General features: G+C 72.4%; 26 protein-coding genes and 1 pseudogene. 19 read left to right on the top strand and 8 right to left on the bottom strand.

Going from position 1 to position 24,885, the window contains the following annotated elements; translation table 11 throughout:
* The first annotated feature begins 28 nt into the window (after nucleotides 1–28).
* On the top strand, nucleotides 29–1,672 hold the full coding sequence (locus BM339_RS33955; RefSeq protein ID WP_075023518.1) for an ABC-F family ATP-binding cassette domain-containing protein: 1,644 nt from the start codon (nucleotides 29–31) through the stop codon (nucleotides 1,670–1,672).
* A gap of 21 nt (nucleotides 1,673–1,693) precedes the next feature.
* Here the strand turns inward: BM339_RS33955 and BM339_RS52535 are convergent, their stop codons facing one another.
* Complete coding sequence (locus BM339_RS52535) at nucleotides 1,694–2,035, bottom strand: DUF397 domain-containing protein (protein ID WP_083598293.1); 342 nt, start codon at nucleotides 2,033–2,035, stop codon at nucleotides 1,694–1,696.
* A gap of 168 nt (nucleotides 2,036–2,203) precedes the next feature.
* Between BM339_RS52535 and BM339_RS33945 the strand changes: the two genes are divergently transcribed.
* The 10 genes from BM339_RS33945 (at nucleotide 2,204) to BM339_RS33900 (ending at nucleotide 10,080) form a co-directional block, all read left to right on the top strand.
* Nucleotides 2,204–2,401: a BldC family transcriptional regulator gene (locus tag BM339_RS33945; protein ID WP_075023649.1), complete on the top strand. Its 198-nt coding sequence runs from the start codon at nucleotides 2,204–2,206 to the stop codon at nucleotides 2,399–2,401.
* Nucleotides 2,398–3,399 carry a hydroxymethylbilane synthase gene (hemC, locus tag BM339_RS33940; protein ID WP_337959938.1) on the top strand — a complete coding sequence of 334 codons (1,002 nt, stop codon included), beginning with the start codon at nucleotides 2,398–2,400 and terminating at the stop codon, nucleotides 3,397–3,399. Before BM339_RS33945 ends, hemC begins: the two co-directional genes overlap by 4 nt.
* A gap of 86 nt (nucleotides 3,400–3,485) precedes the next feature.
* A complete protein-coding gene (locus tag BM339_RS33935) occupies nucleotides 3,486–4,601 on the top strand; it encodes a WD40/YVTN/BNR-like repeat-containing protein (RefSeq protein WP_021595414.1) in 1,116 nt (371 codons plus the stop codon).
* Nucleotides 4,598–4,894, top strand: coding sequence for a MoaD/ThiS family protein (locus BM339_RS33930; protein ID WP_021595415.1), 297 nt, complete (start codon nucleotides 4,598–4,600; stop codon nucleotides 4,892–4,894). The genes BM339_RS33935 and BM339_RS33930 overlap by 4 nt, the downstream gene beginning before the upstream one ends.
* Before the next feature lie 80 nt (nucleotides 4,895–4,974).
* Nucleotides 4,975–5,946, top strand: coding sequence for an NAD-dependent epimerase/dehydratase family protein (locus BM339_RS33925; RefSeq protein WP_075023516.1), 972 nt, complete (start codon nucleotides 4,975–4,977; stop codon nucleotides 5,944–5,946).
* The gene (locus BM339_RS33920; RefSeq protein WP_075023515.1) at nucleotides 5,943–7,100 is read left to right on the top strand and encodes a glycosyltransferase family 4 protein; all 1,158 of its coding nucleotides are present in this window, start codon (nucleotides 5,943–5,945) and stop codon (nucleotides 7,098–7,100) included. The genes BM339_RS33925 and BM339_RS33920 overlap by 4 nt, the downstream gene beginning before the upstream one ends.
* Nucleotides 7,101–7,110: 10 nt before the next feature.
* Nucleotides 7,111–7,839, top strand: a complete 729-nt coding sequence (locus tag BM339_RS33915; RefSeq protein ID WP_075023514.1) for a hypothetical protein — start codon at nucleotides 7,111–7,113, stop codon at nucleotides 7,837–7,839.
* A complete protein-coding gene (locus tag BM339_RS33910) occupies nucleotides 7,836–8,189 on the top strand; it encodes a hypothetical protein (protein ID WP_033333783.1) in 354 nt (117 codons plus the stop codon). Before BM339_RS33915 ends, BM339_RS33910 begins: the two co-directional genes overlap by 4 nt.
* Complete coding sequence (locus BM339_RS33905) at nucleotides 8,189–9,307, top strand: glycosyltransferase family 4 protein (RefSeq protein WP_075023513.1); 1,119 nt, start codon at nucleotides 8,189–8,191, stop codon at nucleotides 9,305–9,307. The genes BM339_RS33910 and BM339_RS33905 overlap by 1 nt, the downstream gene beginning before the upstream one ends.
* Nucleotides 9,304–10,080, top strand: coding sequence for a hypothetical protein (locus tag BM339_RS33900; RefSeq protein WP_075023512.1), 777 nt, complete (start codon nucleotides 9,304–9,306; stop codon nucleotides 10,078–10,080). Before BM339_RS33905 ends, BM339_RS33900 begins: the two co-directional genes overlap by 4 nt.
* Here BM339_RS33900 and BM339_RS33895 read toward each other — a convergent pair.
* The 5 genes from BM339_RS33895 to BM339_RS33875 all read right to left on the bottom strand — a co-directional run bounded on the left by BM339_RS33895 (nucleotide 10,067) and on the right by BM339_RS33875 (nucleotide 14,911).
* Nucleotides 10,067–11,329: a serine hydrolase domain-containing protein gene (locus BM339_RS33895; protein WP_075023511.1), complete on the bottom strand. Its 1,263-nt coding sequence runs from the start codon at nucleotides 11,327–11,329 to the stop codon at nucleotides 10,067–10,069. The genes BM339_RS33900 and BM339_RS33895 overlap by 14 nt on opposite strands.
* Before the next feature lie 75 nt (nucleotides 11,330–11,404).
* Nucleotides 11,405–11,935, bottom strand: coding sequence for a YceI family protein (locus BM339_RS33890; RefSeq protein ID WP_075023510.1), 531 nt, complete (start codon nucleotides 11,933–11,935; stop codon nucleotides 11,405–11,407).
* Between the two features lie 43 nt (nucleotides 11,936–11,978).
* Nucleotides 11,979–12,776 (bottom strand): VanW family protein, encoded by a 798-nt coding sequence (locus BM339_RS33885; RefSeq protein WP_021599747.1) that lies wholly within the window; start codon nucleotides 12,774–12,776, stop codon nucleotides 11,979–11,981.
* 232 nt (nucleotides 12,777–13,008) lie between these two features.
* A complete protein-coding gene (locus BM339_RS33880) occupies nucleotides 13,009–13,239 on the bottom strand; it encodes a DUF6158 family protein (RefSeq protein WP_021599746.1) in 231 nt (76 codons plus the stop codon).
* An 88-nt stretch (nucleotides 13,240–13,327) separates the two neighbouring features.
* Nucleotides 13,328–14,911: a bifunctional phosphatase PAP2/diacylglycerol kinase family protein gene (locus tag BM339_RS33875; protein WP_256255585.1), complete on the bottom strand. Its 1,584-nt coding sequence runs from the start codon at nucleotides 14,909–14,911 to the stop codon at nucleotides 13,328–13,330.
* Between the two features lie 209 nt (nucleotides 14,912–15,120).
* On the opposite strand from BM339_RS33875, the gene BM339_RS33870 reads away from it, so the two are divergent.
* From BM339_RS33870 to BM339_RS33840, 7 genes are all read left to right on the top strand, one after another.
* Complete coding sequence (locus tag BM339_RS33870) at nucleotides 15,121–16,023, top strand: ABC transporter permease (RefSeq protein WP_021598579.1); 903 nt, start codon at nucleotides 15,121–15,123, stop codon at nucleotides 16,021–16,023.
* On the top strand, nucleotides 16,016–16,807 hold the full coding sequence (locus tag BM339_RS33865; RefSeq protein WP_021598578.1) for an ABC transporter ATP-binding protein: 792 nt from the start codon (nucleotides 16,016–16,018) through the stop codon (nucleotides 16,805–16,807). Before BM339_RS33870 ends, BM339_RS33865 begins: the two co-directional genes overlap by 8 nt.
* A 145-nt stretch (nucleotides 16,808–16,952) precedes the next feature.
* Complete coding sequence (locus BM339_RS33860) at nucleotides 16,953–18,410, top strand: ABC transporter substrate-binding protein (protein WP_024936393.1); 1,458 nt, start codon at nucleotides 16,953–16,955, stop codon at nucleotides 18,408–18,410.
* Between the two features lie 6 nt (nucleotides 18,411–18,416).
* Nucleotides 18,417–19,490, top strand: a complete 1,074-nt coding sequence (locus BM339_RS33855) for an ABC transporter ATP-binding protein (RefSeq protein WP_075023509.1) — start codon at nucleotides 18,417–18,419, stop codon at nucleotides 19,488–19,490.
* The gene (locus BM339_RS33850; protein WP_021598575.1) at nucleotides 19,487–20,431 is read left to right on the top strand and encodes a carbohydrate ABC transporter permease; all 945 of its coding nucleotides are present in this window, start codon (nucleotides 19,487–19,489) and stop codon (nucleotides 20,429–20,431) included. Before BM339_RS33855 ends, BM339_RS33850 begins: the two co-directional genes overlap by 4 nt.
* The gene (locus BM339_RS33845) at nucleotides 20,428–21,429 is read left to right on the top strand and encodes a carbohydrate ABC transporter permease (RefSeq protein WP_083598291.1); all 1,002 of its coding nucleotides are present in this window, start codon (nucleotides 20,428–20,430) and stop codon (nucleotides 21,427–21,429) included. The genes BM339_RS33850 and BM339_RS33845 overlap by 4 nt, the downstream gene beginning before the upstream one ends.
* A 50-nt stretch (nucleotides 21,430–21,479) precedes the next feature.
* Nucleotides 21,480–22,001, top strand: coding sequence for a YbhB/YbcL family Raf kinase inhibitor-like protein (locus BM339_RS33840; RefSeq protein ID WP_075023508.1), 522 nt, complete (start codon nucleotides 21,480–21,482; stop codon nucleotides 21,999–22,001).
* A gap of 13 nt (nucleotides 22,002–22,014) precedes the next feature.
* On the opposite strand, the gene BM339_RS33835 is transcribed toward BM339_RS33840, so the two are convergent.
* Nucleotides 22,015–23,031, bottom strand: coding sequence for an ArsR/SmtB family transcription factor (locus tag BM339_RS33835; protein WP_075023507.1), 1,017 nt, complete (start codon nucleotides 23,029–23,031; stop codon nucleotides 22,015–22,017).
* 59 nt (nucleotides 23,032–23,090) lie between these two features.
* Between BM339_RS33835 and BM339_RS33830 the strand changes: the two genes are divergently transcribed.
* On the top strand, nucleotides 23,091–24,284 hold the full coding sequence (locus tag BM339_RS33830; RefSeq protein ID WP_075023506.1) for an MFS transporter: 1,194 nt from the start codon (nucleotides 23,091–23,093) through the stop codon (nucleotides 24,282–24,284).
* Nucleotides 24,285–24,338: 54 nt separating this feature from the next.
* Here the strand turns inward: BM339_RS33830 and BM339_RS33825 are convergent.
* Nucleotides 24,339–24,885: pseudogene (locus tag BM339_RS33825) on the bottom strand (lysine 2,3-aminomutase); the annotation flags it as partial.

The raw sequence follows: 24,885 nt of genomic DNA, 5'->3' as shown, positions 1-24,885 counted from the left end.
TCCGCGGGCCTCTCGAAACTCGGGAACCATGGGACACGTCGAGGTGGGCCACATCGGCCATGTACTGCCGGACGGCCGGACGCTCCTGGACGATGTCTCGTTCCGGGTCGGCGAGGGCGTCACCGCGGCACTCGTGGGCCCGAACGGCGCGGGCAAGACGACCCTTCTCCGCTTGATCGCCGGGGACCTGGCACCCCAGTCCGGGACCGTCGCGCACAGCGGCGGCATCGGCGTGATGCGCCAGTTCATCGGGAGCATGCGGGACGACTCGTCCGTCCACGACCTGCTCCTGTCACTGGCGCCGCCGCGGGTGCGCGAGGCCGCCGCCGCGGTGGAGGCGGCCGAGCTGGCGATGATGGAACGCGACGACGAACCGGCCCAGCTCCGCTACGCCACGGCCCTCGCGGGCTGGGGTGACGCCGGCGGCTACGAGGCCGAGGTCCTGTGGGACGCGTGCTGTGTCGCGGCCTTGGGCGTCTCCTACGACTCGTGCCGCTGGCGCGAAGTTCGGACTCTGTCGGGCGGTGAGCAGAAACGCCTCGCCCTGGAGGCGTTGCTCCGGGGCCCCGACGAGGTCCTCCTGCTGGACGAGCCCGACAACTATCTGGACGTCCCGGGCAAGCGATGGCTCGAAGAACGCCTCCGCGAGACGCCCAAGACGGTCCTCCTCGTGTCGCACGACCGCGAGCTGCTCGACCGTTCCGCCGACCGGATCGTCACCGTCGAGGCACGCCGGGTATGGATTCACGGCGGCCGTTTCTCGACCTACGCCGCCGCCCGCCGCGACCGCAACGAACGCCTCGAAGAGCTGCGCCGCCGCTGGGACGAGGAGCACGCGAAACTCAAGGAACTCGTCAACACCCTCAAGGCGAAGGCCACGGTCAACGACGGTTTCGCGTCCCGCTACCGGGCCGCCCAGACGCGGCTCCGCAAGTTCGAGGAGGCGGGCCCGCCCGAGGTCCCGCCCCGCGACCAGAACCTCACGATGCGCCTGCGCGGCGGCCGCACCGGCAAGCGCGCGGTGATCTGCGAGAACCTCGAACTCACGGGCCTGATGAAGCCCTTCCACACCGAGATCTGGTACGGCGAGCGCGTCGCCGTCCTCGGCTCGAACGGCTCGGGCAAGTCACACTTCCTGCGCCTCCTCACGGCCGTCGCCGAAGCACTCCCCCGAGGCGCGACACCGGTGGACCCCGTCGCCCACACCGGCGTCGCCCGGCTCGGCGCCCGCGTCGTCCCCGGCCTGTTCGCGCAGACCCATGCCCGTCCCGACCTGGCCGGGCGCACCCCGTGCGAGATCGTCATGGCCGAGCACGCCCGGCTCCGCAACGACGCGATGAACGCCCTGGCCCGCTACGAGCTGAACGTCTGCGCGGAGCAGCCCTTCGAGACCCTCTCCGGAGGCCAGCAGGCCCGCCTGCAGATCCTGCTGCTGGAACTGGGCGGCGCCACGCTCCTCCTCCTCGACGAGCCCACCGACAACCTCGACCTGGCCAGCGCCGAGGCACTCCAGGAGGGCCTGGAGTCCTACGAGGGCACGGTCCTCTCGGTGACGCACGACCGCTGGTTCGCCCGCGCCTTCGACCGCCACCTGATCTTCGGCGCCGACGGCTCCGTCTACGAGTCCGCCGAACCCGTCTGGGACGAGCCCCGCGTGGCCCGCCCCCGCTGACCCGACCGCCCGCCTCGTTCGTCAGCCGTGCGGGTCGAGATCCACCTCGTCCTGCTTGACACGGGCCAGGAGCCGGGCGAACCCCTCGGTGGTGAGGGCCAGGTACCCGGCGTCGGGCGCCTTGCTGTCCCTCACACCGCGCCCCTCGGCAAGGGCCGCGACCTCCACACACTCGTTACCGGACGCATTGCTCCGGCTGGACTTGCGCCACTCGATCACTGAAAGCCCTCCATGATCCGCTCGATATGAGCACGTGAGGCGGACGCCGACAACGCTTCGGAGCCGATGAGGTCGAAGCGGCCCGTCGATGCCTATAACGTGCGGGCGGTGGTCTCGGAACTGGTCAGCAACGCCGTCCGGCATGCGGTGACCGATGAGGTGCGGGTGGACGCGTACGCGGACGGCGATGTCTACGTGGTGACGGTCTGGGACGGCTGGCAAGGTCGTCTTCGCCGAGTGGACCGCCACCTGCCGAAGTGCCCGCCCACGAGACGCACGAGCCCGAGGATCGGCGACATCGACGATGCCATCATGATCAACGGCTGGGACTTCGGCCCGGGGCAGCTCCTGACGCCCGGCGACGTCGCCACGATGTTCCGCGTCGCCCCCAAGACCGTCACCCGCTGGGCCGACGACGGGAAGCCGGCGTCCGTTCGCACGCTCGGCGGCGTTCGCAGGTTCAGCCGCCGGCAGGTCGAACACCTCATCTTCGGGGGCGGTGCGCAGTGACGGAAAGGGCGGGTAAGGACCTCGTTCCGACCGGGGCGAGTGCGGTGGAACCGGTGTTCTCATGGTCAGGTAGGGGCGGCGCGCTGCGGCTGGGCACGCGTACATCCCCGCTGGCGATGGTGCAGGCGCGCGGTGTCGCGGCGCGTCTGGAGGAGCTGGCGGGCGTCCGGGTCGAAGTCGTCGGCATCCAGACGGCCGGGGACCGGCACCGGGGTCACCTGGGTGATCTGGGCGGCAAGGGCGCGTTCATGCGGGAGATCGACCGGGCGCTGCTGACAGGCCGCGTGGACGTCTCGGTGCACTGCCTCAAGGACGTCCCCGGCGATGTGCCGCGCCCGGACGGCCTGGTGTTCGCCGCCTACGTCGAACGCGATGACACGGCCGACGTGATGCTCTTTCCGATGGCGAGCAAGGTGCAGCGCATGGCCGAGCTCGCACCGGGCGCGCGGGTGGGGACGTCGGCCGTGCGGCGGCGTGCGCAACTCGGGCGGATCCGGCCCGATCTGCGGGTGGAGTACCTGCGCGGCAACGTCAACTCACGACTCGGGCGACTGGACGCGGGCGAGGAGTTCGACGCGATCGTGCTGGCGCGGGCGAGCCTGGCGCGGCTCGGGATCGACCGGGCGGGCGAGGCGCTCGACATCGTCCCGGCCGTGGGGGCCGGTGTCCTGGCCGTGGACTGCCGACGCACCGATACCGACATCGTGGAACTGGTGCGGTTGCTGGACGACGGCGACACGCGGCGGTGCGTGAGCGCGGAACGCACGATGCTGCATGGGCTCCAAGGGCACTGCAACAGCCCGATCGCGGGACATGCCCGGCTGGAGAGGGACGGGCAATTGACCTTGCGCGGGATGGTGTTCACCCGTGACGGGTCCACGTTCGTGCACTCGCAGGAGTGGTCGGCGCCGGACAAGGGCGAGGATCTCGGCGCCTACGTGGCGGGCGACCTGTTGCGCAAGGGCGCGCGTGACCTGATCGGCGGTATCCCGCAGTGAAGTTCAGCGCGGCGATGAGTTCTTCGGGGCGCGGTGGTCGGTATCTGTGGCGAAGTCATGCCGGACGCCCAATGGAGGGAGCAGCCATGACTGGAGTACGGGTCCTCGTAGGTACGCGGAAAGGCGCGTTCATCCTCACCGCGGACGGGGCGCGCAAGGACTGGGAGGTCAGCGGGCCGCACTTCGGCGGCTGGGAGATCTACCACGTGGCGGGGTCTCCGGCCGACCCGTCGCGGCTGTACGCGTCGCAGTCCACGGGATGGTTCGGCCAGCTGATCCAGCGGTCGGACGACGGCGGCGCCACCTGGCGGCCGGTGGGCAACGAGTTCGCCTACGAGGGCGAGCCCGGCACCCACCAGTGGTACGACGGCACGCCGAGGCCCTGGGAGTTCAAGCGGGTCTGGCACCTCGAACCGTCGGCGGCCGACCCGGACACGGTCTTCGCCGGGGTCGAGGACGCCGCCCTGTTCCGCTCGGACGACGGCGGCGCGTCCTGGCGGGAGCTGCCGGGTCTGCGGGAGCACCGGTCCGGGCCGTCCTGGGCGCCGGGCGCCGGCGGCATGTGCCTGCACACGATCGTGCGCGACCCGTCCGACACCGCGCGGATGTACGCCGCGATCTCCGCGGCGGGCGTCTTCCGCACCGACGACGCGGGCGGGACGTGGCAGGCCGTCAACCGCGGCCTGCGCTCGGAGGGCATCCCCGACCCCGACGCCGAGGTAGGCCACTGCGTGCACCGCATCGCGATGCACCCGGCGCGTCCCGAGGTGCTGTTCATGCAGAAGCACTGGGACGTCATGCGCAGCGACGACGCGGGCGGGACGTGGCACGAGATCAGCGGCGACCTGCCGAGCGACTTCGGGTTCCCGATCGCGGTCCACGCGCACGAGCCGGACACCGTCTACGTTGTGCCGATCAAGAGCGACTCCGAGCACTACCCGCCCGAGGGCCGGCTGCGCGTCTACCGCAGCCGCGTAGGCGGGAACGAGTGGGAGCCGCTGACGGACGGCCTGCCGCAGCGGGACTGCTACGTGAACGTCCTGCGGGACGCGATGGCCGTCGACCCGCTCGACTCGTGCGGCGTCTACGTCGGCACGACGGGCGGGCAGGTGTACGTGTCGGCCGACGCCGGGGACTCCTGGGCGCCGATCGTCCGCGACCTCCCGGCCGTGCTGTCGGTCGAGGTCCAGGCCGTGCCATGATCCGCGTCGTGCTGCCCGCGCATCTGCGGGTCCTCGCCGGCGTCCAGGGCGAGGTGGAGCTGGACGTCCCCGGCCCGGTCACGCTGGCCGCGGTGCTGGACGCGCTGGAGGCCCGCCATCCGGTGCTGCGCGGGACGATCCGCGACCGCGCCACCGGCCGCCGCCGCGCCTTCGTCCGCTTCTACGCCTGCCAGGAGGACCTGTCCCACGACCCTCCCGCGACCCCGCTGCCCGAGCCGGTGGTGAAGGGGACCGAGCCGTTCATGGTGGTGGGCGCCATGGCCGGCGGCTGACCGCCGCGACACCGCCGACCCGGCCGAACTGGGAGTAAAGCCCTGTTCACGGTGAGGAAAGTGCGGATAAAGTGCCTCGCGTGCGGGTGGTCGTTACTGGTGCGGCGGGGTTCATCGGGAGCCATGTGGCCGAGGCGCTGTCGGGGGCGGGGCACGAGGTGCTCGCCGTGGACGCGCCCGAGCGGTCGCTCGCCCCGGAGGTCGCGCGGCGGACGTGGGCGCAGGTCGCCGCCGGGCCGGGCGTGGTCGCCGCCGAGATCGACCTCGCGGTGGACGCGCTCGACGGCGTCGCCGCCGCGGACGTGGTGGTCCACCTGGCCGGACGCCCCGGAGTGCGCGACTCGTGGGGGCCGGGCCGGGCGGTCGCCGAGCGCGACAACGTCCGCGCCACGCGGCGGCTGCTTGAGGCCTGCCTGCGGAGACCGGCCGGGCTGCGGCCGAGGGTCGTCGTCGCGTCCAGCTCGTCGGTGTACGGGACGGCGGGGACGCGGCCGAACCGGGAGGACGACCCGCTGAACCCGGCGAGCCCGTACGCGGCCAGCAAGGTCGAGGTGGAGCGGCTGGCGGGGCAGGCCGCGAGCGGCGGGCTGCGCACCGTTCTGCTCCGGTACTTCTCCGTCTACGGTCCCCGGCAGCGGCCCGACATGGCGTTCCACCGGTTCGTGGAGGCCGCGCTGGAAGGGCGCCCGCTGCCCGTGTTCGGCGACGGCCGCGGCTCGCGGAGCTTCACGCACGTCCGGGACGTGGTCGCGGCGACGCTCGCGGCGGCGGCCGCGGACCTGCCGCCCGGCATCGCCGTCAACGTCGGGCACCGCGAGCACGTGGCGGTGCGGGACGCGATCGCGCTGCTCACGCGGACCCTGGGCGTCCGGACGGAGATCCGCCGGGAGACACCGGTGGCCGGGGACGCCGCGCGGACCTGGGCCGACACGACCCGCGCCGAGGAACTGCTCGGCTGGACGGCCACGACCGGCCTGGCCGAGGGGCTCGCGGAGCAGATCGCCTGGCAGCGCGGCCGCCGGACCGTTCCAGAGAGGGCCGGGGTCGGATGACGCACAGGGCGGCGTACGTCGCGTTCGACCGGTTCCCGTCCAGCAAGGGGTCGGCGGTCCACATCGCGCAGATGGCCGGCGAGCTGTTCGCGCAGTACGGCGGCGGGCTGCTCGCCGCGATCGGCGGCGGCGACCTGCCCCGCTACCAGCGGGAGGGGACGCGGGAGATCGCCCGGTTCGACGAGCAGGTCCCGAACCTCATCGACCGGGCCGAGGCGTTCTCCGCCTGGGTGGCCGCGCACCTCGCACCGCACTGGGACACGCTGGAGGTCTGCCACGTCCGCGACCCGTGGAGCGCGCTGCCCGCGGTCGCCGACGGCCGCCGCCACCGCGTCGTCTACGAGGTCAACGGGCTGCCGTCCATCGAGATGGGCCACACGTGGCCGTGGGCGGCGCCGGCGACGCTCGGCAAGATCCGCGAGCTGGAGCGGCACTGCCTGGAGCGCAGCGACGCGGTCGTGGTGCCGTCCCGGGTGATCGGCGACGCCGTGCGGGCGCGCGACGTCCCCGAGGACCGGATCCACCTCGTTCCGAACGGCGCCGAGATCCCCGGCGAGACGGCGCGGCCGGCGGGCGCGCCGTCCCGCTACCTGGTGTACGTGGGCGCGCTGCAGCCCTGGCAGGGCCTGGACGTGCTGATGCGCGCGTTCGCGCGGCTCGCCGACCTCGACGATCTGCGGCTGGTGGTCTGCTCGTCGGTCCCGGAGCGGCGGGCGAAGCCGGTGCGGCGGCTGGCGGAGCGGCTCGGGGTGGACGGCCGGATCGTCTGGCGGTTCGCGCTGCCGCACCACGAGGTGGCGGCGTGGCTCGCGCACGCCGAGGCGTCGCTGGCGCCGCTGACCGGCTGCGCCCGCAACCTGGACCAGGGCTGCGCGCCGCTGAAGGTGATCGAGTCCATGGCGGCGGGCGTGCCGGTCGTCGCCTCGGACCTGCCGGCCGTCCGGGAGCTGATGGCGGACGGGGTGCACGGGCGGCTGGTCCCGGCCGACCGTCCCGCCGAGCTGGCCCGCGCCGTCCGGATCCTGCTGGAGTACCCGGACGAGGCCGCCGCGATGGGGCGGGCCGGCCGGCGGCACATCGAGGAGAACCTGACCTGGGCGCGGTCGCGCGCCCGGCTGGCCGGCGTCTACCGCACCATCGCACGGGTCCGATAGGTGGTTCGTCATGTTCTGGCGTAAGCAGAAGGCCGCCATCGCGCGGTTCCATCCCCTCCACAAGGCGCTGACCTTGGAGAAGGGCTTCACGGTCTCGCTGCGGCGCGACGACTGGGAGCCGGTGATCCAGAGTCTCGCCCAGCACGGCACCGTCGTCAGGCGCCGCAAGTGGCGGCTGACCGGGCAGGTCCCGGGCGTCTTCGTGCCGATGCTGCGCGTCCTCACGGCGGACATGCCGCCGGACGGCGTGCTGTCGGTGGCGCTGGACATGCGCGGAACGAACGTCCCGGAGAAGAACGGGCCGCAGCAGCAACTGCCCTCCAGACCGCCGATCTCCAAGTTGCGGCAGTGGTACGCGTTCGACCCGTGGCTGCGGATGCGGGCGGAACTGCGCGACGGCAGCGTTCTCGAACTCGTGCTCACCGACCGGGTCCGCAAGCGCAAGTACAACAAGCGGAACCCGCGCGGGAAGGTCAAGCTCAAGTTCAAGACGAAGACGGTGCACCTGGTACGGGTCACCCGGCGGCTGGCGAAGGACGCGCCCGCCCAGCGGCCCGGGACGCCCCCGCCGCCCTGGCTCAAGGTGCAGGTCAAGCAGGGGAACCGGATGGTGATCCGCGCGAACGCGAAGTTCCAGGGTCCGCTGGAGGAGCGCGCCATCGTCAACCGCATCCTGGACGTCTCGACCGAACCGTTCCGGTGGACGCCGCCCGGCGCGACCGCGAGGAGGGCCAAGTGACCCGCTGCACCGTGACCACCGGGTTCTTCGTGCTCGGACGCTGCGGCCAGGCCGCGGTCGCGTCGTGCCCGCAGTGCGGGCGGCCGGTCTGCGCCGCCCACGCCGGGCCAGGCGGGCTGTGCCCCGAATGCGGTGTCGCGCAGGGGTACCAGACGGACGACCCGCACCACCCGGCCTGGGTGGGCCCCCGCCGGCGCCGGTACTACCGGAGAAGCTCGCAGACCTACAACGACACGTACTGGTACTCGACCTTCGACGAGTACGACCGCGGGACGTTCAACCCCGGCGACGACTACTCCTACGGCGGTGACTGGGGGCCGGACGACGACACCGGCTTCGTGGACAGCTGATGCCGCGCGTCCTGTGGATCACCGAGCACTACCCGCCGAGCCAGGGCGGCATGGCGCAGTCGTGCGACCGGATCGTGCGCGGGCTGCGCGCGGCGGGCGCCGAGGTCGACGTCGCGCACCTGACCCGGCGGTCGCGTCCGTGGGGCGTGCGCCGGGAGCAGGGCGGGCGGCTGCTGACCGCGCCGCTCGGGGACGACGCCGAGCACGCGCTGCGCCGCCTGTGGACGACCATCACCGCGGAGAACCTCACTGGCTACAGCCATGTCGTCGCGTTCGGCGGCGTGTACGCGATGCTCGCCGCGCCCGTCCTGTCGGCGCTGCTGGGCGCGCCGCTGGTCACGCTGCTGCGCGGTAACGACATCGACGTCGGCATCTTCTCGATGCGGCGGCGCGGCGTGCTCGCGGACGCGCTGCGCGCCTCGTCGCGCGTCTGCGTCGTCGCCCGGTCGCACGCGCCGCTGGTGTCGGCGCTGGCCCCGGGCGCGGAGGTCGCGTTCGTCGCGAACGGCGTCGACACCGCGCAGTGGCGGATCCTGCCGTCCGAGCGGGAGCAGGGCCGGGCCTGGCGGGTCGAGAACGTCGAGCCCGGACGCCGGACGATCGGGCTCATCGGCCAGCTCAAGGTGAAGAAGGGCGTGGGCTTCTTCCTGGACGCCCTGGCGGCCTCGGGCCACGCCGGGGCGTTCCATCTGCTGCTCGTCGGCGAGGTCGAGGAGTCGGTGAGGGAGTGGCTGGCCGGGCGGGAGGACGTCGCGCACTCGTTCCTGCCGTTCCTGGAGCGCTACGCCCTCCCGGCCGTGTACGCGAGCTGCGACCTGGTCGCGCTGCCGTCGTTCTACGACGGGATGCCGAACGTGGCGCTGGAGGCGGCGGCGCTCGGCGTGCCGCTGATCGCGTCGGACGCGGGCGGGCTCGCGGACGTGGCGGACGACGAGATCGGCTTCACCTTCGCGGCCGGCGACGCGCACGCCTGCCGGGCCGCGATCGACCGGGCCGCGCGGGCGGGCGGCGCGGAGCTGGCGAAGCTCGGCGCGGCGGGCACGGAACGGATCCGCCGCGACTTCACCCCGGCCGCCGAGACCGCCGGCTACCTGGCCGTCCTCGACGCGGTCCGGTGATCGTCTGCTACGCGGCGGGGGACGGGCTGGGGCATCTGACGCGCCTGCGGTCCGTTCTGCACACGCTGCGCCTCGACGCGCCGGTCACCGTCGTCACCGGGTCGCCGTTCGCGGACGATCCCCGCGTCACGGGCGGCCTGCGTGTCGTGGAGACCGCCGACCTCGCGGCCCTGGCACCGGACGAGCTGATCGTGGACGCGTTCCCGGCCGGGCTGAAAGGCGAGCTGACCGTCCCGCCCGGCGTGCGGACGACGCACCTGGCGCGGCTGCTGCGCTGGGACGCCTACCGGCCGCTGCTCCCCGCTGAGCCGCCCCGCTTCGACCGCACGTTCGTCCTGGAGGAACTCGACGAGGCGCACGTCGCCTACCTTCGCGAGATCTCGGACGAGGTCCTGCCGCTGGCGCTCATCGATCCCCCGTCGCAGCCGGTGGACGTCGACGGATGGCTCATCGTGCACAGCGGCCCCGACGCGGAGACGCTCGAACTCGTCGCCTACGCGCGGGACATGGCGTCCGCCGAGCGGGTGCGTCCGCCGATGACCCTGGTGTCGCCCCGCAAACCGGACGGCCTGCCGCCGGACGTCGCGTACCTGGACGCCTACCCCGCCTGCCCGCCGGGCCCGAACGTCGAACGGATCGTCACCGCGGCCGGTTTCAACGCCGTCCGCCAGTACGCGCCGTGGCGGGAACGGCACCGGATGCTGCCGTTCCCGCGCAGCCTCGACGACCAGTACGGGCGCGCGGCCCGCGCCGGAAGCGCTAGAAGTAGGTAGAGGTCAGGTCGCCCGTCGGCCAGGTCTTCACCGCGTTCGCGGCCTTGTGGAGCAGCGAGTCGATGGCGCTGTAGCTCGGCGCGTCGCCTTCCTGCCGCTGGTCGAACAGGACCGCCCACGACAGGCCGTCATACCGGCGGACCAGGAACGTGTACGTGCCGGGCAGGCTTCCGTTGTGCCAGGTGTTCGTGCCGCCGGTGACGGGACGCACCTGCCATCCGCACCCGTAGTACCAGCCGTCGTCGTTGACGCCGGTCTCCGGCTTGGCGAACGCGCGCTTGATGGACGCCGACGTCAGCACGGACGTCCCGCCGTCGTAGATGCCGGCGAACCGGGTCAGGTCCATGGCGGTCGCCAGCCAGCCGCCGTGCGAGTCCATGTTCTCCAGGTTGAAGGCGCCGTACGGGTAGGGAACCTTCGTGCCGCTGTTGTCGAACACGGTGGCCCCGGTGTAGCCGGAGTGGTACGGCACCTCACCGGGCGCCTTGGTGAGCGTCTTGCCGAGGCGCATCCGCGTGATCTTGCGCGGTGCCAGCACGGTCTGCCGGACGTAGTCCTCGTACTTCTTCCCGGTGACCTTCTCGATGATCCGGCCGAGCAGGAGGAACCCGTAGTTGGAGTACGCGTACGCCGTCCCGGGCTCGTGGTCGAGCCTGCCCGCCGACACGTACTTCATGATGTTCGCCTGCGACACGGGCAGCGGGACGCCGAGCGCCGCCGCGATCTTCGCGTCCTGGAACATCGGGTCGGGCGTGACGTCGCGGTTCCAGCCGCCGAGGTGCTGGAGCAGCCGCAGCACCGTGACGTCCTTCAGCCGCGGATCGGCGGACGTGGACAGCCCGAGCAGCGTCGCCGCCCGGTCGGTGAGCTTCAGCTCGCCGTCCTGGACGAGCCTCAGCACGGCCGTCGCCGTCACCGGCTTGGAGATGCTGGCGATGCGGAAGGGCGACGTCGGCTGGGTCGTGAGCGCGTCGTCGCCGGCGTAGGTGTAGCCGCGCGACAGGACGAGCTTCCCCTTGCGGACGACGGCGAGCTGCCCGCACGGGATGTTCCGCTCCTGCATGAAGGCCTTGAGCGTCGAGTCGAAGCCGCCGAGACCGGAGAGGGCCTTGCCGGTCACCCGCCACGAGCGGGCCGCCGCGACCGCGCCCGCCGTCCTGGCCGAGCCGGAGGAGCAACCCGCGAGCAGCGCCGGCGCCGCCGCCAGCCCCGCCGCCTTGCCGAAGCCCCTCCTGCTGAGTGCGCTCATCCCGTCCCCCTGAAGATCGACTGTCCGGAATGCGACGATCACGCACCCTAGTGCATGTTGATCTTCAGGGGGACGCTACGCGGGCAGGCGGAGGTCGAACTCGATCTCCACGTCGTCGGCGAGGCGGAGGGCGCCGAAGAAGGCCGAGTACGGCGTGATGCCCCAGCGGCTCTGCGTCACGGTGGCGCCGCCGCGCACCCGGTCGCCCTCCCTGACGGCCCGGACCCGCACCGGCTTCGTCCGCCCCATGATCGTGAGATCGCCCTCGACGGCGTCCCCGCCCGCGCCCGTCGACACGAACCGGATCCGCGGGTGCCGCCGGACGTCCAGCACCTTCCGCAGGTTCTTCTTGATCTCGGCGCGGTCCTGGTCGCTCAGCGGCTTCACGCCCCCGGTGCCCTCCCGCACCTCCAGCCCGTCCACCTCGACGGTCACCTCGATCGACACCTCGGGGGACGGGGCGTCCAGCGGCTCGCGGGCCTCGACCGATGCCGACCAGCGGGTCGCCTCGATGGTCAGGTCGTGGCCCGCCCGCCGGCCGAGCCCGCTGCGGCCCGTCCGGACGAGCAGCCGCCCGGCGTCCGGGCCCAGCTCGAACGTTCCCATGCCCTTCACCCTTCCACCCGGCGTTCCGGGGCCCGTACCGGGGTCAGCGGCACGTCACCTCGGGCTGGGGACTGTACTCGGTGTGGAACTTCTCCCGGCGGACCTTGCGCCCTTCCGCGAGCAGCGTCCGCCACACGTCGATCTCGAAGCCCTTCCGCCCCGTCATCGGGACGCACCGGCGCCCGTTCCCGGCGCCCGTCCCGTGCGGCGTGAACCCGTACCGCTCCGAGCTGCGCGACGTGACCTCGTACCTGCGGTCGCCCCACAGGTTCACGGTCAGCGACGAGCCGGTGTAGGTGACCTGGATGCGCACGGGCGAGCCGGTGTCGTTCTTCCAGGTGAAGTCGAGCCCGGGATAGGAGACCGCGGCCTCCCTCCCCTCCGGGTACTCCGGCATCCACATGGTGTGCGCACGCGCCTTCCGGATGTCCAGCCCGGCCTGGAACACGGCGTTGAACAGCGTCGTGGAGACCTGGCATATGCCGCCGCCCACGTCGTTCACGAGGCGCGCCCCGATGATGGCCGGCGCGGGCACGTATCCGCGGCTCCTGGTGCGCGGGCCCACGACGTCGTTGAACGAGAACGTCTCTCCCGGCTCGACGATGTGGCCGTCCAGCCTCCGGGCCGCGAGCTCGATGTTGCGGACGCGCGGCTCGCCCGACGTGAACTGCGTGGTGTAGGTGCTCATCGGCTGTTCCGGCGCCGCCGCGTCGGGAGCGACCTTGCCGGGGCCGGCGCGGGCGGCCCGGCCGGGGACGGCGAGCGCGGCCGCGCCGTGCTCCCTCGGGAACTCCAGGTACGCGAGCAGCAGCAGCCCCGTCGTCGCGAGGGCCCCCGCCACGATCGGCCACCACCGCCGGGCGCACTCCCGTAACGGCGGCTGGCTCCGCCGGTCCGCCCGTCCTCCATGACTCAGCCGGTTCAGGCCAGGCCGGGTCCGCCCCACAGCTCACACCCCCCCGAGGATCCCCCAGGGTGATCCTCCATGGCGGGTGGCGGCCTTCCCCGAACTACGCCCGAGTGTTTACCGGACACAGACGAACTCCCGGGGAACCCGGGGGCCGGAGGTTGCCTCAGCGGGCGCGGGCCCCCTCCCGGAGCCGCTCGGGGTCGATCTCCCGGCCGGGCCGGCGCCGCAGGTACTCGGCCTCCAGCTCGTTCATGCGGCGGGTGTGCTCGCCGTAGGCCTGGTCGGCGGCGTGCCGGAGTGCGTCGAGCCTCGTCTCGTACAGGTGGCCGAGCTCACGGAACAGGTCGTCGTCGTCGAGGTCACCGGGCGGGATCCCCAGCTCGCGGCTTGTCATCGTGCGGTTCCCTCCTTCGCGGGCGCCCCTCCCCTACCCGGACGCCGTCCAGCGAATCGTCGGTTTTCGGCTGCTACGTACCGTGCGTTCAGCGGGCGGCGGGGCGGAACACCGTCAGCGCGGCGGCGTGCTTGCCGAACCGCACCGTGCCGGGCATCGACGACACCTCGCCGTCCCGGGCCAGCCGCAGCGCGCCGTCCATCGCGATGACCTCCAGGCCGGTCGTCCGCCACGCGTGGTAGCCCGGCGTGATGTGCAGGTGCCCGGCGAGGACGGCGGCCATCGCGCGGGCGCGGGGCACCCGTCGGCCGGTGGTGATCATCCGGACGTCCAGCCGACCGTCGTCGAGCCGCCCGCGCCAGGTGGGCGCGGCGCCGTGCGAGCCGAAGACGCCGTTGCCGACGAACCCCAGCCAGACGCGCCGGCGCCGGCCGTCCACCATCAGCTCGACCGGCTCGGAGCGCCGCAGCGTGCGGACGGCGGCGGCCGCGAGCGCCGGCCACTTGCCGATCCGCCGCTCCAGCCGCTCGCGCCGGTCGACCAGCTCGGCGTAGGCGCCGAAGCTCGCCGTGTTCAGGAACAGCCGCTCCTCGTCGCGTCCCCGCCTCGCGGCCACCGGTACGACGTAGGAGACATCGACCCTGCCGACCTCGCCGCTCCGGTAGGCCGCGATCGCCTGCGCGGCGGACTCCACGCCGAGCGCGCGGGCGAAGTGGTCGAACGTCCCGACCGGGACGACCAGCAGCGGGACGCCGTGCCGCACCGCGGCCCGCGCGGCGGCGTTCACCGTCCCGTCCCCGCCGACGGCGGCCAGGGCGGCGGCCCGCTCGACGGCCTCCGCGAACGCCTTGTCGACGTCCTCCCCCGGCTCCAGCCGGACGATCTCCGCCGCGGGCAGCTCGTGCTCGATCAGCGCGACCGCGACCTCCCCGCGTTTCGGCAGGATCCCGGCGCCGGCGTCCCCGGCGGGACCCGACCCGGGGTTGACCACCACGACCAGGCCGCGCCCGTCGCGGGTGACCTCGGCCCGCTCGTCCTCGGCCGTCGCCACCCGCGCCGCCGGCGGGTGCGCGGGCCAGACCACGCGCGTGCCGACCGCCGCGAGCGCGCCGATCCCCAGCCCGGCCAGCACGTCGCCCGGGTAGTGCGCGCCGGTGTAGACGCGGGCGAAGGCCACCGCCGCGGCCGTCGCCGCGACCGGGACGGTCACCGCCCGCGGCGCCTCCAGCGCCACCCCGGTCGCGAACGCCGCGGCGGACGCCGAGTGGCCGGACGGGAAGGCGTGCGAGGTCGGCAGCTTCCACCGGATCCGGATCGGCGGCACCAGGTCCACGACCGGGCGCTTCCGGCGGAACGCCTGCTTGCCCAGGATGTTCACGGCCGGGCTGGCCACCGCGATCGCGATGGAGCCGCGCAGCGCCGCCCGCCGCAGCCGCGGCCGCCCCGCGAGCCCGAGCGCCCCGGCCGTCCCGAACCACAGCACCCCGTGGTCGGCGCACCGCGACAGCCGCGGCAGCACGTACTCCAGGCCGCGCAGCCGGGACGCCGCCACCCGGTCGAACGCCCACCGGTCGACCCGCCCGAGCCTGCGCAGCAGCCGGACGCGCGCCAGGCGCCGCCGGGGTTCCGGCGCCGGCCGCCGGACGAACGAGAACACGGAACGTGACGGCACGGCACTGCGCCGTGAGTGGTTGACGCGCATGGCGGGGGTATCCCCAGGGACGCCGACATGATTCCGTAAAGATCTCAAATCGGGGGTCACATGCGGGCGAACGTCACTCTCGACTCACCGACTGCAATAGGCTTCGCGGCATGAGTCACCCGGAACGGCTCGGTTCCCCGGGTGGCGAGTCGGTCGGAACGATCGCGGAGCTTCCTCACGTGAACGAGACGCTGGCCGACTACGCCGCACGGCACGGGCTGAGGCAGAGCGCTGCGCGCCCCCCGCTGCGCAAGTACATCCAGTCTGTGTGGGCTCGCCGGAACTTCATCTGGGCGTTCGCCTCCGCGAAGAACATCTCGATGTACACCGACTCCCGGCTGGGTCAGGTGTGGCAGCTGCTGACGCCGCTGCTGAACGCGGCGGTCTACTACCTGATCTTCGGCCTGCTGCTCGGCACCAGCCGCGGCGTCCCGGACTTCATCCCGTTCCTGGTGACGGGTGTCTTCCTGTTCGGGTTCACGCAGCGGTCCGTGACGGCCGGGGCGAAGTCGGTCGGCGACAACCTGTCGCTCATCCGGGCGCTGCACTTCCCGCGCGCCACGCTGCCGCTGGCGATCGCGGTCGTCGAGCTCCAGCAGCTCCTGATGGCCCTCGTCGTGCTGTTCGCGATCGTCTTCGCGTTCGGCGAGCCGCTCGACTTCAACATGCTGCTGTTCGTCCCGGTCGTGACGCTCCAGCTGATGTTCAACGTGGGCATCAGCATGGTGATGGCCCGGCTGGGCGCGTTCAACCGCGACATCACCCAGCTGCTCCCGTTCATCATGCGGACGTGGCTCTACGCGTCCGGCGTCATCTTCAGCCTGCCGTCGATGCTGCAGTCCGGCCACAAGCTGGCCGAGTACCCCTGGCTCGGCGAGCTGATGAAGGCCAACCCCGCCTATGTGTACGTCGAGCTGAGCCGGCACGTGCTCCTCGGCGAGTACCGCGACTACGTCACCGGTGACCTGCGGATCCACGAGACCGCGCAACTGTGGCTCTACGCCGTCGTCTGGGCCCTGGTGATGCTGGTCGGCGGATTCATGTACTTCTACCGTGCCGAGGAGCGATACGGCCGTGGCTGACACGAAGGTGCGCGGGACGCTCGAGCTCGACCCGACCCGGGAGCCGATCGTCGTCGTGGACGACCTGCACATCGTCTACCGGGTGTTCGGCGCGGGCGGCAAGGGCAACGCCGCGTCGGCGTTCTCCCGCATCCTGCGGCGCCAGCACCGCCCCTCGATGACCGAGGTGCACGCGATCAAGGGGCTGTCCTTCGTCGCGTACCGGGGCGAGGCCATCGGGATCATCGGCACGAACGGCTCCGGCAAGTCGACGCTGCTGAAGGCCATCGCCGGGCTGCTGCCGCCGCACCGGGGCGGCGTCTACACCGACGGGCAGCCGTCCCTGCTGGGCGTGAACGCGGCCCTGATGAAGGACCTCACCGGCGAGCGCAACATCGTCCTCGGCTGCCTGGCCATGGGGATGTCCCCGGCCGAGACGAAGGCCAAGTACAAGGAGATCGTCGCCTTCGCCGGGCTGAAGGAGGGGTTCATCCAGTACCCCATGCGGACGTACTCGTCCGGCATGGGGGCGCGGCTCCGGTTCGCGATCGCCGCCGCCAAGACCCACGACGTGCTGCTGATCGACGAGGCCCTCGCCACCGGCGACGCCAAGTTCAAGGTCAAGAGCAAGCGCCGGATCGAGGAGCTGCGCAAGGAGGCGGGGGCGGTCTTCCTCGTCGCGCACCAGCTCGACACGGTCAAGGAGATGTGCGACCGCGTCATCTGGATCGACGAGGGCCGGATGCACATGGACGGCGACCCCGAAGAGGTCATCGCCGCCTACATCGAAGCCACCGGTAAGTAGGGCGACCGCCCGGCAGTCTGATACGCGAGGGGCTCGTGTGGCCTGCGTCACTGTAGTGGCGCAGAGTTACCGGATCGTCTCTCGATGAAGCGTCCCGGCGGACTTACCGTCAGAGGGAGACCTTCATCGGTGAGGGAGAGCTCCCATGTCCGACCGGCTCAGAACGCCCCGAGAGGGGACGATCCCCGACACCCTCCGATCCGCCTCCGCCGGAGTGAGCAGACGCGGCTTCCTCTCCTCCACGGCCCTCACGGCGGGCGCGTACGGCCTGCTGGCGGGGTGCGCCAGCGAGAAGAGCGGTCCGCAGGCGAAGAACTCCGGGGACGTGCCGAAGGAGGTGTTCACCGCCCCCGCGAAGAAGCTGAGCGGCTCGCTCAGCATCCTGATGTGGAGCCACTTCGTCCCCCGGCACGACAAGTGGTTCGACACGTTCCTCGCCGACTGGGGCAAGAAGGTCGGTGTCGAGGTCCGGGTCGACCACATCAACACCGTGGACGTCCCCCGGCGGGCGGCGTCGGAGATCCAGGCGGGCCGCGGGCACGACCTCATCCAGCACATCGCGCCGTTCTCGCAGTACGAGCCGTCCGTCCTGGACATGACCGACGTCGTCCAGGAGGCCACCAAGCGGTGGGGCAAGCAGCTGGAGCTGTGCCGCAAGTCCAGCTACAACCCGAACACCCGGCGGTTCTACGCGTACTGCCCCGGCTGGTCGCCCGACCCCGGCGACTACCGCAAGTCCATGTGGCAGAAGGTGGGCATGCCGAACGGGCCGGCGAGCTGGGACGACCTGCTCCGCGGCGCCGCGGAGATCAAGAAGCAGACCGGGGTGCCGTGCGGGATCGGGCTGTCCCCGGAGACCGACTCGAACATGGCGGCGCGGGCGCTGCTGTGGTCCTACGGCGGGTCCGTCCAGGACGAGAACGAGCGGGTCGTCCTCAACTCGGACGCGACCGTCGAGGCCGTCGAGTTCATGGCGCGCCTGTTCAAGGAGGCCGAGACCAGCGAGGTCTTCTCCTGGACGCCCGCGTCGAACAACCAGGCGCTGATCGCCGGGAAGTCGTCCTACATCCTGAACTCGATCTCCGCGTGGCGGACCGCGATGGGCACCAACCGGACGATCGGCGACGACATCTTCTTCGTGCCCGCCCTGCGCGGGCCGAAGGCGGCGATGGCGGCGCAGCACGTGATCCAGCAGTGGATCGTCCCGAAGTACGCGGCCAACCCGGACGCGGCGAAGGAGTTCCTGCTGCACTACACGGCGAACTTCCCCGCGGTGACGTACCACTCGGAGATGTACGACCTGCCGGGCTGGCCGTCGATCGTCCCGCAGCTGAACGGCTGGCTCGACGACGACCCGTGGGGCGCGAAGCCGGCGAACAAGCTGGCCCTGATGAAGACGGCGACGTCGTGGAGCGCGAACATCGGCTATCCGGGACCGTCCAACCCGGCGATCGGGGAGATCTTCAACACCAACGTGCTGCCGACGATGTTCGGCCGCGCCGCCCGCGGCCAGGCGTCCCCGCGGCAGGCCGTCGCGGAGGCGGAGGACCGCGTCAACGCGATCTTCAAGAACTGGCGCGGCCGCGGCCTCGTGGGCGGCTGACCCCAAGTGAAGACGGTTGAGGTCAAGGGGCTGGTCAAGACCTTCGACGGGCATGTGCGCGCGCGGCGCGGGCGGTCGGAGCATGTACGCGCGTTGGACGGCGTGGACCTCGCGGCCGAGCCCGGGGAGTACCTGGTGCTGCTCGGGCCGTCCGGGTGCGGGAAGACGACGCTGCTGCGCACGATCGCCGGCCTGGAGCAGCCCACGGAAGGCGACGTGCTGATCGACGGGAACGTGGTGAACGGCCTTCCGCCGCGGGTCCGGCAGATCGCGATGGTGTTCCAGTCGTACGCGCTGTACCCGCACAAGTCGGTGCTCGACAACATCGTCTTCCCGCTGCGGGCGGAGGGCATGGCGCGGGACGAGAGGGACAAGAAGGCGCGGTGGGCCGCGGAGCTGCTGGAGATCGAGCCGCTGCTGCGCCGCAAGCCGCGCCAGCTGTCTGGCGGGGAGCGGCAGCGGGTGGCGCTCGCGCGGGCGCTCGTCCGGGATCCGGCGGTGTTCCTGCTGGACGAGCCGCTGTCCAACCTCGACGCGAAGATGCGCGCGACCGCGCGGGACGAGCTGAAGCGCTTCCAGGAGCGGGTCGGGACGACCACCATCTACGTCACCCACGACCAGGCGGAGGCGATGGGGCTCGGCGACCGGATCGCGGTGCTGGAGCACGGCCGCGTCCGGCAGGTCGGGACGCCGCAGGAGGTGTACGACGACCCGTCCGACACGTTCGTCGCGACGTTCATCGGGTCGCCGCCGATGAACCTGGTCCGGCGGGACGACGTGCTGGTGGGGTTCCGCCCCGAGCATCTGCTGCCCGCCGAGAACGTGCCGGCGGAGTCGCGGCTGGCGATGCCGCTGCGGGTCGAGCGGATGGAGTACCTGTCGGGCGACCGGCACGTGTACGGGACGGTCACCGGCGTCGGCGAGGAGACCCGCGTCATCGCGCGGCTGCCCGCCACCGTGGCGACGCCGCTGGAGTCCGGGGAGACGCACGAGTTCGCGGTGCCCTCGGAGCGGCTGCGGTTCTTCGACGCCGGGTCGGGCGCCCGGACGGCGGCGGTGCCGCTGGGGGACGCGCCATGACCCACGCGCGGACGGGTCCGAAGCCCGCCGCCGCGGCGGTGCCCGAGGCGCGGGCCAGGGCGGGGCTCGCCGACCGCGAGGGGTTCCTCGCGTGGGTGATGCTGCTGCCGTCGGTCGTCTACATCATCGCGCTGGTCGGCGTCCCGTTCCTGCTGGCGATCGCGTTCGCGTTCTCGGACGTGACGACCGGCGACCCGTCCTTCGACTTCGTCGGGGTCCGCAACTTCGACGAGATCTTCGCGGACGGGGTGTTCTGGCGGTCGCTGCGGAACACGCTGGTCTTCACGCTGGTCAGCATGGTGCTGATCGTCGTGTTCGGGAAGATCCTCGCCAACATCCTGGTCGCCGACTTCCGCGGCAAGTGGTTCGTCCGGTTCCTGGTGCTGCTGCCGTGGACGACGCCGGTGGCGCTGTCGACGATCTCGTGGCTGTGGTTCCTCGACTCGATCTACTCGCCGGTCGACTGGGTGCTGCGCCATCTCGGGCTGATCGACGCGAACGTCGTGTGGCTGGGCCGTCCGGGCACGGCGATGGCGTCGGTGATCGCGGTGCAGACATGGCGGCTGACGCCGCTGGCCGCGGTGATCGTGATGGCCGGGCTGGTGGCGATCCCGCGCGACATCGACGAGGCGGCGCGGATCGACGGCGCCGGGTTCTGGCGGCGGATGTTCGAGGTGACGATCCCGCTGACGCTGCCGGTGATCGCGGTCGCCGGGCTGTTCGGCGCGATCATGACGTTCACCGACATGACCGTCCCGTACGTGCTGACCCGGGGCGGGCCGACGCACTCGACGGACGTCCTCGCGTCGTGGGCGTACTTCCGCGGCATCGAGGGCGGCGACGTCGGGCAGGGCGCGGCGATCGCGCTGTTCCTGTTCCCGCTGCTGCTCGCGGGCGCGGTCGCGATCCTGCGCGCGGTCCGAAGGCTGGAGGCCGGATGACGGAACGCAGCGAGCGCAGCGAGCGAAGTGAGGGCATCCGGCGGCGGTCGCCGGGGGGTGTGGGGGGTCGCCCCCCACAAGGTGATCGGATAACGGAACGCAGCGAGACGGCGGCGACCACCACCGCGCGGGAGACGGCCGCGCTTCGGCGCAAGTACGCGCGGCGGCACGCGGCGGCCCGGGCCGGCGTCTACACGGCGGCGTTCCTGGCGGCGCTGGTGTGCGCGCTGCCGTTCCTGTGGAGCGTGGTCAGCGCGTTCAAGATGAACCAGGACCTCTACAACCCCGAGAGCAACCCGTTCTACTTCAACGAGCCCGCGACGCCCGACCACGTGACGTTCCTGTTCTCCGACACGCCGTTCCTGACGTTCGTGGTGAACACGCTGATCGTCGGCGCGGCGGTGGTGGCGATCACGCTGCTGCTCGCGCTGCCGGCCGCGTACTCGCTGGCGCGCCTGGACCGGCCGTGGGGAACGCCGATGGGCATCGCGATCTTCATGGTCTACCTGGTGCCGCCGTCGCTGCTGTTCCTGTCGCTGACCCGCGTGGTGGTGGCGCTGCACCTGGAGGACACGCTCTGGTCGATGATCGTCGTGTATCCGACGATCACGGTCCCGGTGTCGGTGTGGCTGCTGATCGGGTTCCTCAAGGCCGTCCCGAAGGACGTCGAGGAGCAGGCGATGGTGGACGGCTACAGCCGCCTGGGCGCGTTCCTGCGGACCGTCCTGCCGCTGGTGTTCCCCGGCATCGTGGCGGTCGTCGTGTTCAGCTTCACGCTCACGTCCAGCGAGTTCGTGTACGCGCTGGCGTTCGTGTCGGCGAGCCCGGAGATGGTGGTCAGCACCGGCGTGCCCACCCAGCTGGTCCGCGGGGACGTGTTCTTCTGGCAGTCGCTCCAGGCGTCCACCGTGATCACGGCGGTGCCGATCGCGTTCCTGTTCAACCTGTTCCTGGACCGCTTCGTCACCGGCTTCACCATGGGAGCCGTCAAGACCTAGGGGGCCTGATAGAGATGGAGGGACACGAAGATCTGATGTAGGAGGTCGCCATGCCCGGCAAGCCGCCGCTTCCGCACGAGTACCTGCCCGAGGTCCCGTCGTTCACCGTCACCAGCGACGACATCGCCGACGGCGAGCGGCTCCCTGACACGCATGTGTTCGATGACTGGGGTTTCAGCGGCGGCAACGAGTCCCCGCACCTGAGCTGGTCGGGCTTCCCCGCCGAGACCAAGAGCTTCGCGGTGACCTGCTTCGACCCGGACGCGCCGACCGGCAGCGGCTTCTGGCACTGGTCGCTCTTCGACATCCCCGCGACGGTGACCGAGCTGCCCACCGGCGCCGGCACCGCGGACTCGAAGATCGGCGTGCACGCCCGCACCGACTACGGGACCAAGGCGTTCGGCGGCGCCGCGCCTCCGCCCGGCGACCCGCACCGCTACGTGTTCACCGTGCACGCGCTGGACGTGGAGTCGCTGGGCCTGGACTCCGACACGTCCCCGGCGGTCGTGGGCTTCAACATCACCGCCCACACTCTGGCCCGCGCCACGATCGTCCCCGTGTACGGCACCTGAGCCGCCGACCGTTTCAGGGGCCGTCCCGGAGCGCCGGGGCGGCCTCCGGCGTCTCCGGGGGCGTTCCGGCGAGGACGTCGCCGACGGCGGTCCGCCGGTAGAGGACGGACCGGCCGCTGCGCTCCCGCGTGACGAGCCCGGCCGCGCGCAGCACCGCGAGGTGGTCGCCGATCCCGCCGAGGCTCATCCGCAGCCGCGCGCTCAGCCAGGTGGTCGTCGCCGGGTCGGCGAGGAGGCGGAGCAGGTCGGCGCGGGTGCGCCCCACCAGCTTCGCGAGCGCGTCGGAGTCGTGCGGCGGACGGGTCTCCCAGAGCGCCGCCACTCCCCTGGCGCGGTACATGAGCGTGTAAGGCCAGTCCTGTTCGAGCGCGGCGCCCAGGTCAGAGAAGATCACGGGCACGAACGTCAGCCCGGCGCCGCCGAGGCGGAAGGTGGCGTCGGCGCGGATGTCCGCCTCGATGACCCCGTCCCGCCACCGCACCTGCCGGGACAGGCCGTCCAGCGCCTCCGCCCAGCCGTAGGCCGCCAGGCGCCCGGCGCGGTGCACGATGTCGCGTTCGAGGATCGACCGCAGCACCGGCCAGTCGGGCTCCAGCAGGACGCGCCAGGCGGTCTCCAGCCCGGTCGCGAGGCGGTCGACCACGTCGGGGGCGTCCAGCACGTCCCGGACGGCGGCGTCCGGTTCCGGCAGGCCCGTGAGGTTGCGGGCGATCTCCCGGCGCGCCTGGTCGAGCGGCGTCGCCCGCACGACCGCGAGCTGGTCGGGGACGGTCAGGTTCGGCCGGGCGGGCGGCGGGACGACGAAGTCGGCCATGTACCCGTGCGGGCGGCGCAGGAAGGCCAGCGCGCGTATCGCCGGGTCGCCGGCGATGCACCGGTACGCGGGGCGGGTGCGCTCCACCCACGGGCCGAGCGGCCCGACGGGCATCCGGCCGGCGAGCAGCCCGAGCGCGCCGTGCACCTCGATCAGGGGCGCGATCCCGAACCGGCTGGCCGCGAGGTCGCCCGGCCCCACCTCGATGCGGTACATGTTTCGCTCCTCCCCGAAACATTGTCCGGCACGGGGGCGGCGGCCCCAGAGTCGCCGTCATGATCGCTCCTCCCGCCGCTTCCGCGCGCTACCGCGACGTGTTCGGCGTCGCCGAGTTCCGGACCCTGTTCTCCCTCCAGACGCTCCAGGTGGGCGGCGACTCGGTCCGCACGATCGCGCTGTCGGTGCAGACGTTCGAGCGGACGGGCTCGCCCGCCGCGGCGGCGCTCGTGTTCGCCGCCGGGATGCTCCCGTACGTGGTGGGCGGCGCGCTGCTGCTGTCGCTCGCCGACCGCGTCCCGGTCCGGCGGCTCCTCACCGGCTACCACCTGCTGCGGCTCGCGGTCACGGCCGTCCTGGCGGCCGGCGGGCTCCCGGTGCCGGCGGTCATGGCGCTGCTGGTCGCGGTCGGGCTGTTCGCCCCGGTGGGCGGCGCGGCCGTCCAGGCCCGGCTGCCCGCCCTGCTGCCGGGGGACGGCTACGTCCTCGGCCGGTCGCTGTTCACGATGACCAGCGCGGGCGCCCAGATCGCCGGGCAGGCGGCGGGCGGGCTGCTGCTGTCGCTGGTGACGCCGTCCGGGGCGCTGTGGCTCGCGGCGGCGGGCGCCGCGGTCGCCGCCGGGCTGGCGCGGTTCCGCCTCCCGGAGACCCCCGCGGCGTCCCGGGCCCCGTCCTCGGGGACGGCGCGGACCACGTGGCGGGTCAACCGGCGCCTGCTGGGCGACCGGACCACGCGCGGTCTCCTGCTGGCCGGCTGGCTGCCGATCTCGTTGTCGGTCGGCTCCGAGGGCGTGGCCGTTCCGTACGCGGGCGGCCTGGGCGACCCGGACGGGGCCGGCCTGCTGCTGTCGGCCGCCGCGGCCGGGATGTTCGCGGGCAACCTCGTGGTGGGCCGCTGGGTCCGCCCGGACCTGCGCGAGCGCCTCACGCTGCCGCTGGCCGCGCTGACCGGCGCGCCGCTCCTGCTGTTCGCCTTCACTCCGGGGCTGGCGGCGGCGTGCGCGCTGATGGCCGCGGGGACGGTCGGGCTGGGCTACGAGCTGGCCGTGCAGCGCCGCCTCGTGGACGCGGCGCCGGAGGCGATCCGCGGGCAGGCGATCGGCCTGTACGGAAGCGGCCTGATGACCGGCCAGGCCGCCGGGATCGGCGCGGCGGGCGCCCTCGGCGAGTTCCTGGCGCCCGGCGGCGTCATGGTGCTCTGCGGCGCCGCCACGCTGATCGCCTGCCTGCTCCTGGCCCGCCATCTCCGCTGACGGGCGGGTGGCGTGTCGCCCTCCCGGGAGGGCGACACGCCACCTGTGCGACGGCTACTTCTCCCAGGGGAAGCGGTCGGTGAAGGCGGGTTTGAGGTCGTCCAGCCAGACCGCGTCGGGGTCGTAGTGGGCGAAGAAGGGCTTGCCGACCAGGTCGGCGTCGCGGCACTGGATGAAGTGCAACGCCAACACCTTGTGGCCCATCACCTCCACCACCCCGTCCACGCAGACCTTGCCGGGGGTGGCCGACATCGACGGGCCTCGCACCGTCCGCGCCAGCCCCGAGACGTTCTTGTAGGCGTCCCGGAAGATCTCATACGCCCGCGCCAGCGGTACCGCGAAGTAGTCCTGCGGGCCGGTGTCACGCTCGACGAACATGTAGTACGGCACCAGCCCCAGCCGGGTCTGGGTCCGCCACATGCCCTCCCACACCGCCGGATCATCGTTGATCGTGCGGATCAGCGGCGCTTGGGTCCGGATCACCGCGCCGGTGTCGCGGATCCGGCGGCACGCCTCGGTCACCATCAGCGGCTCCAACTCCCGCGGATGGGTGAAGTGCGCCATGAACGCCAGGTTCTTACCCGACTCCACCACCTGCTCG

Origin of the sequence: Actinomadura madurae (assembly GCF_900115095.1) — a bacterium.
In the GTDB taxonomy this organism is placed as follows: domain Bacteria; phylum Actinomycetota; class Actinomycetes; order Streptosporangiales; family Streptosporangiaceae; genus Spirillospora; species Spirillospora madurae.
Note: the sequence above shows the minus strand (reverse complement) of the source record. Positions and strands in the feature narration are given on the sequence as shown.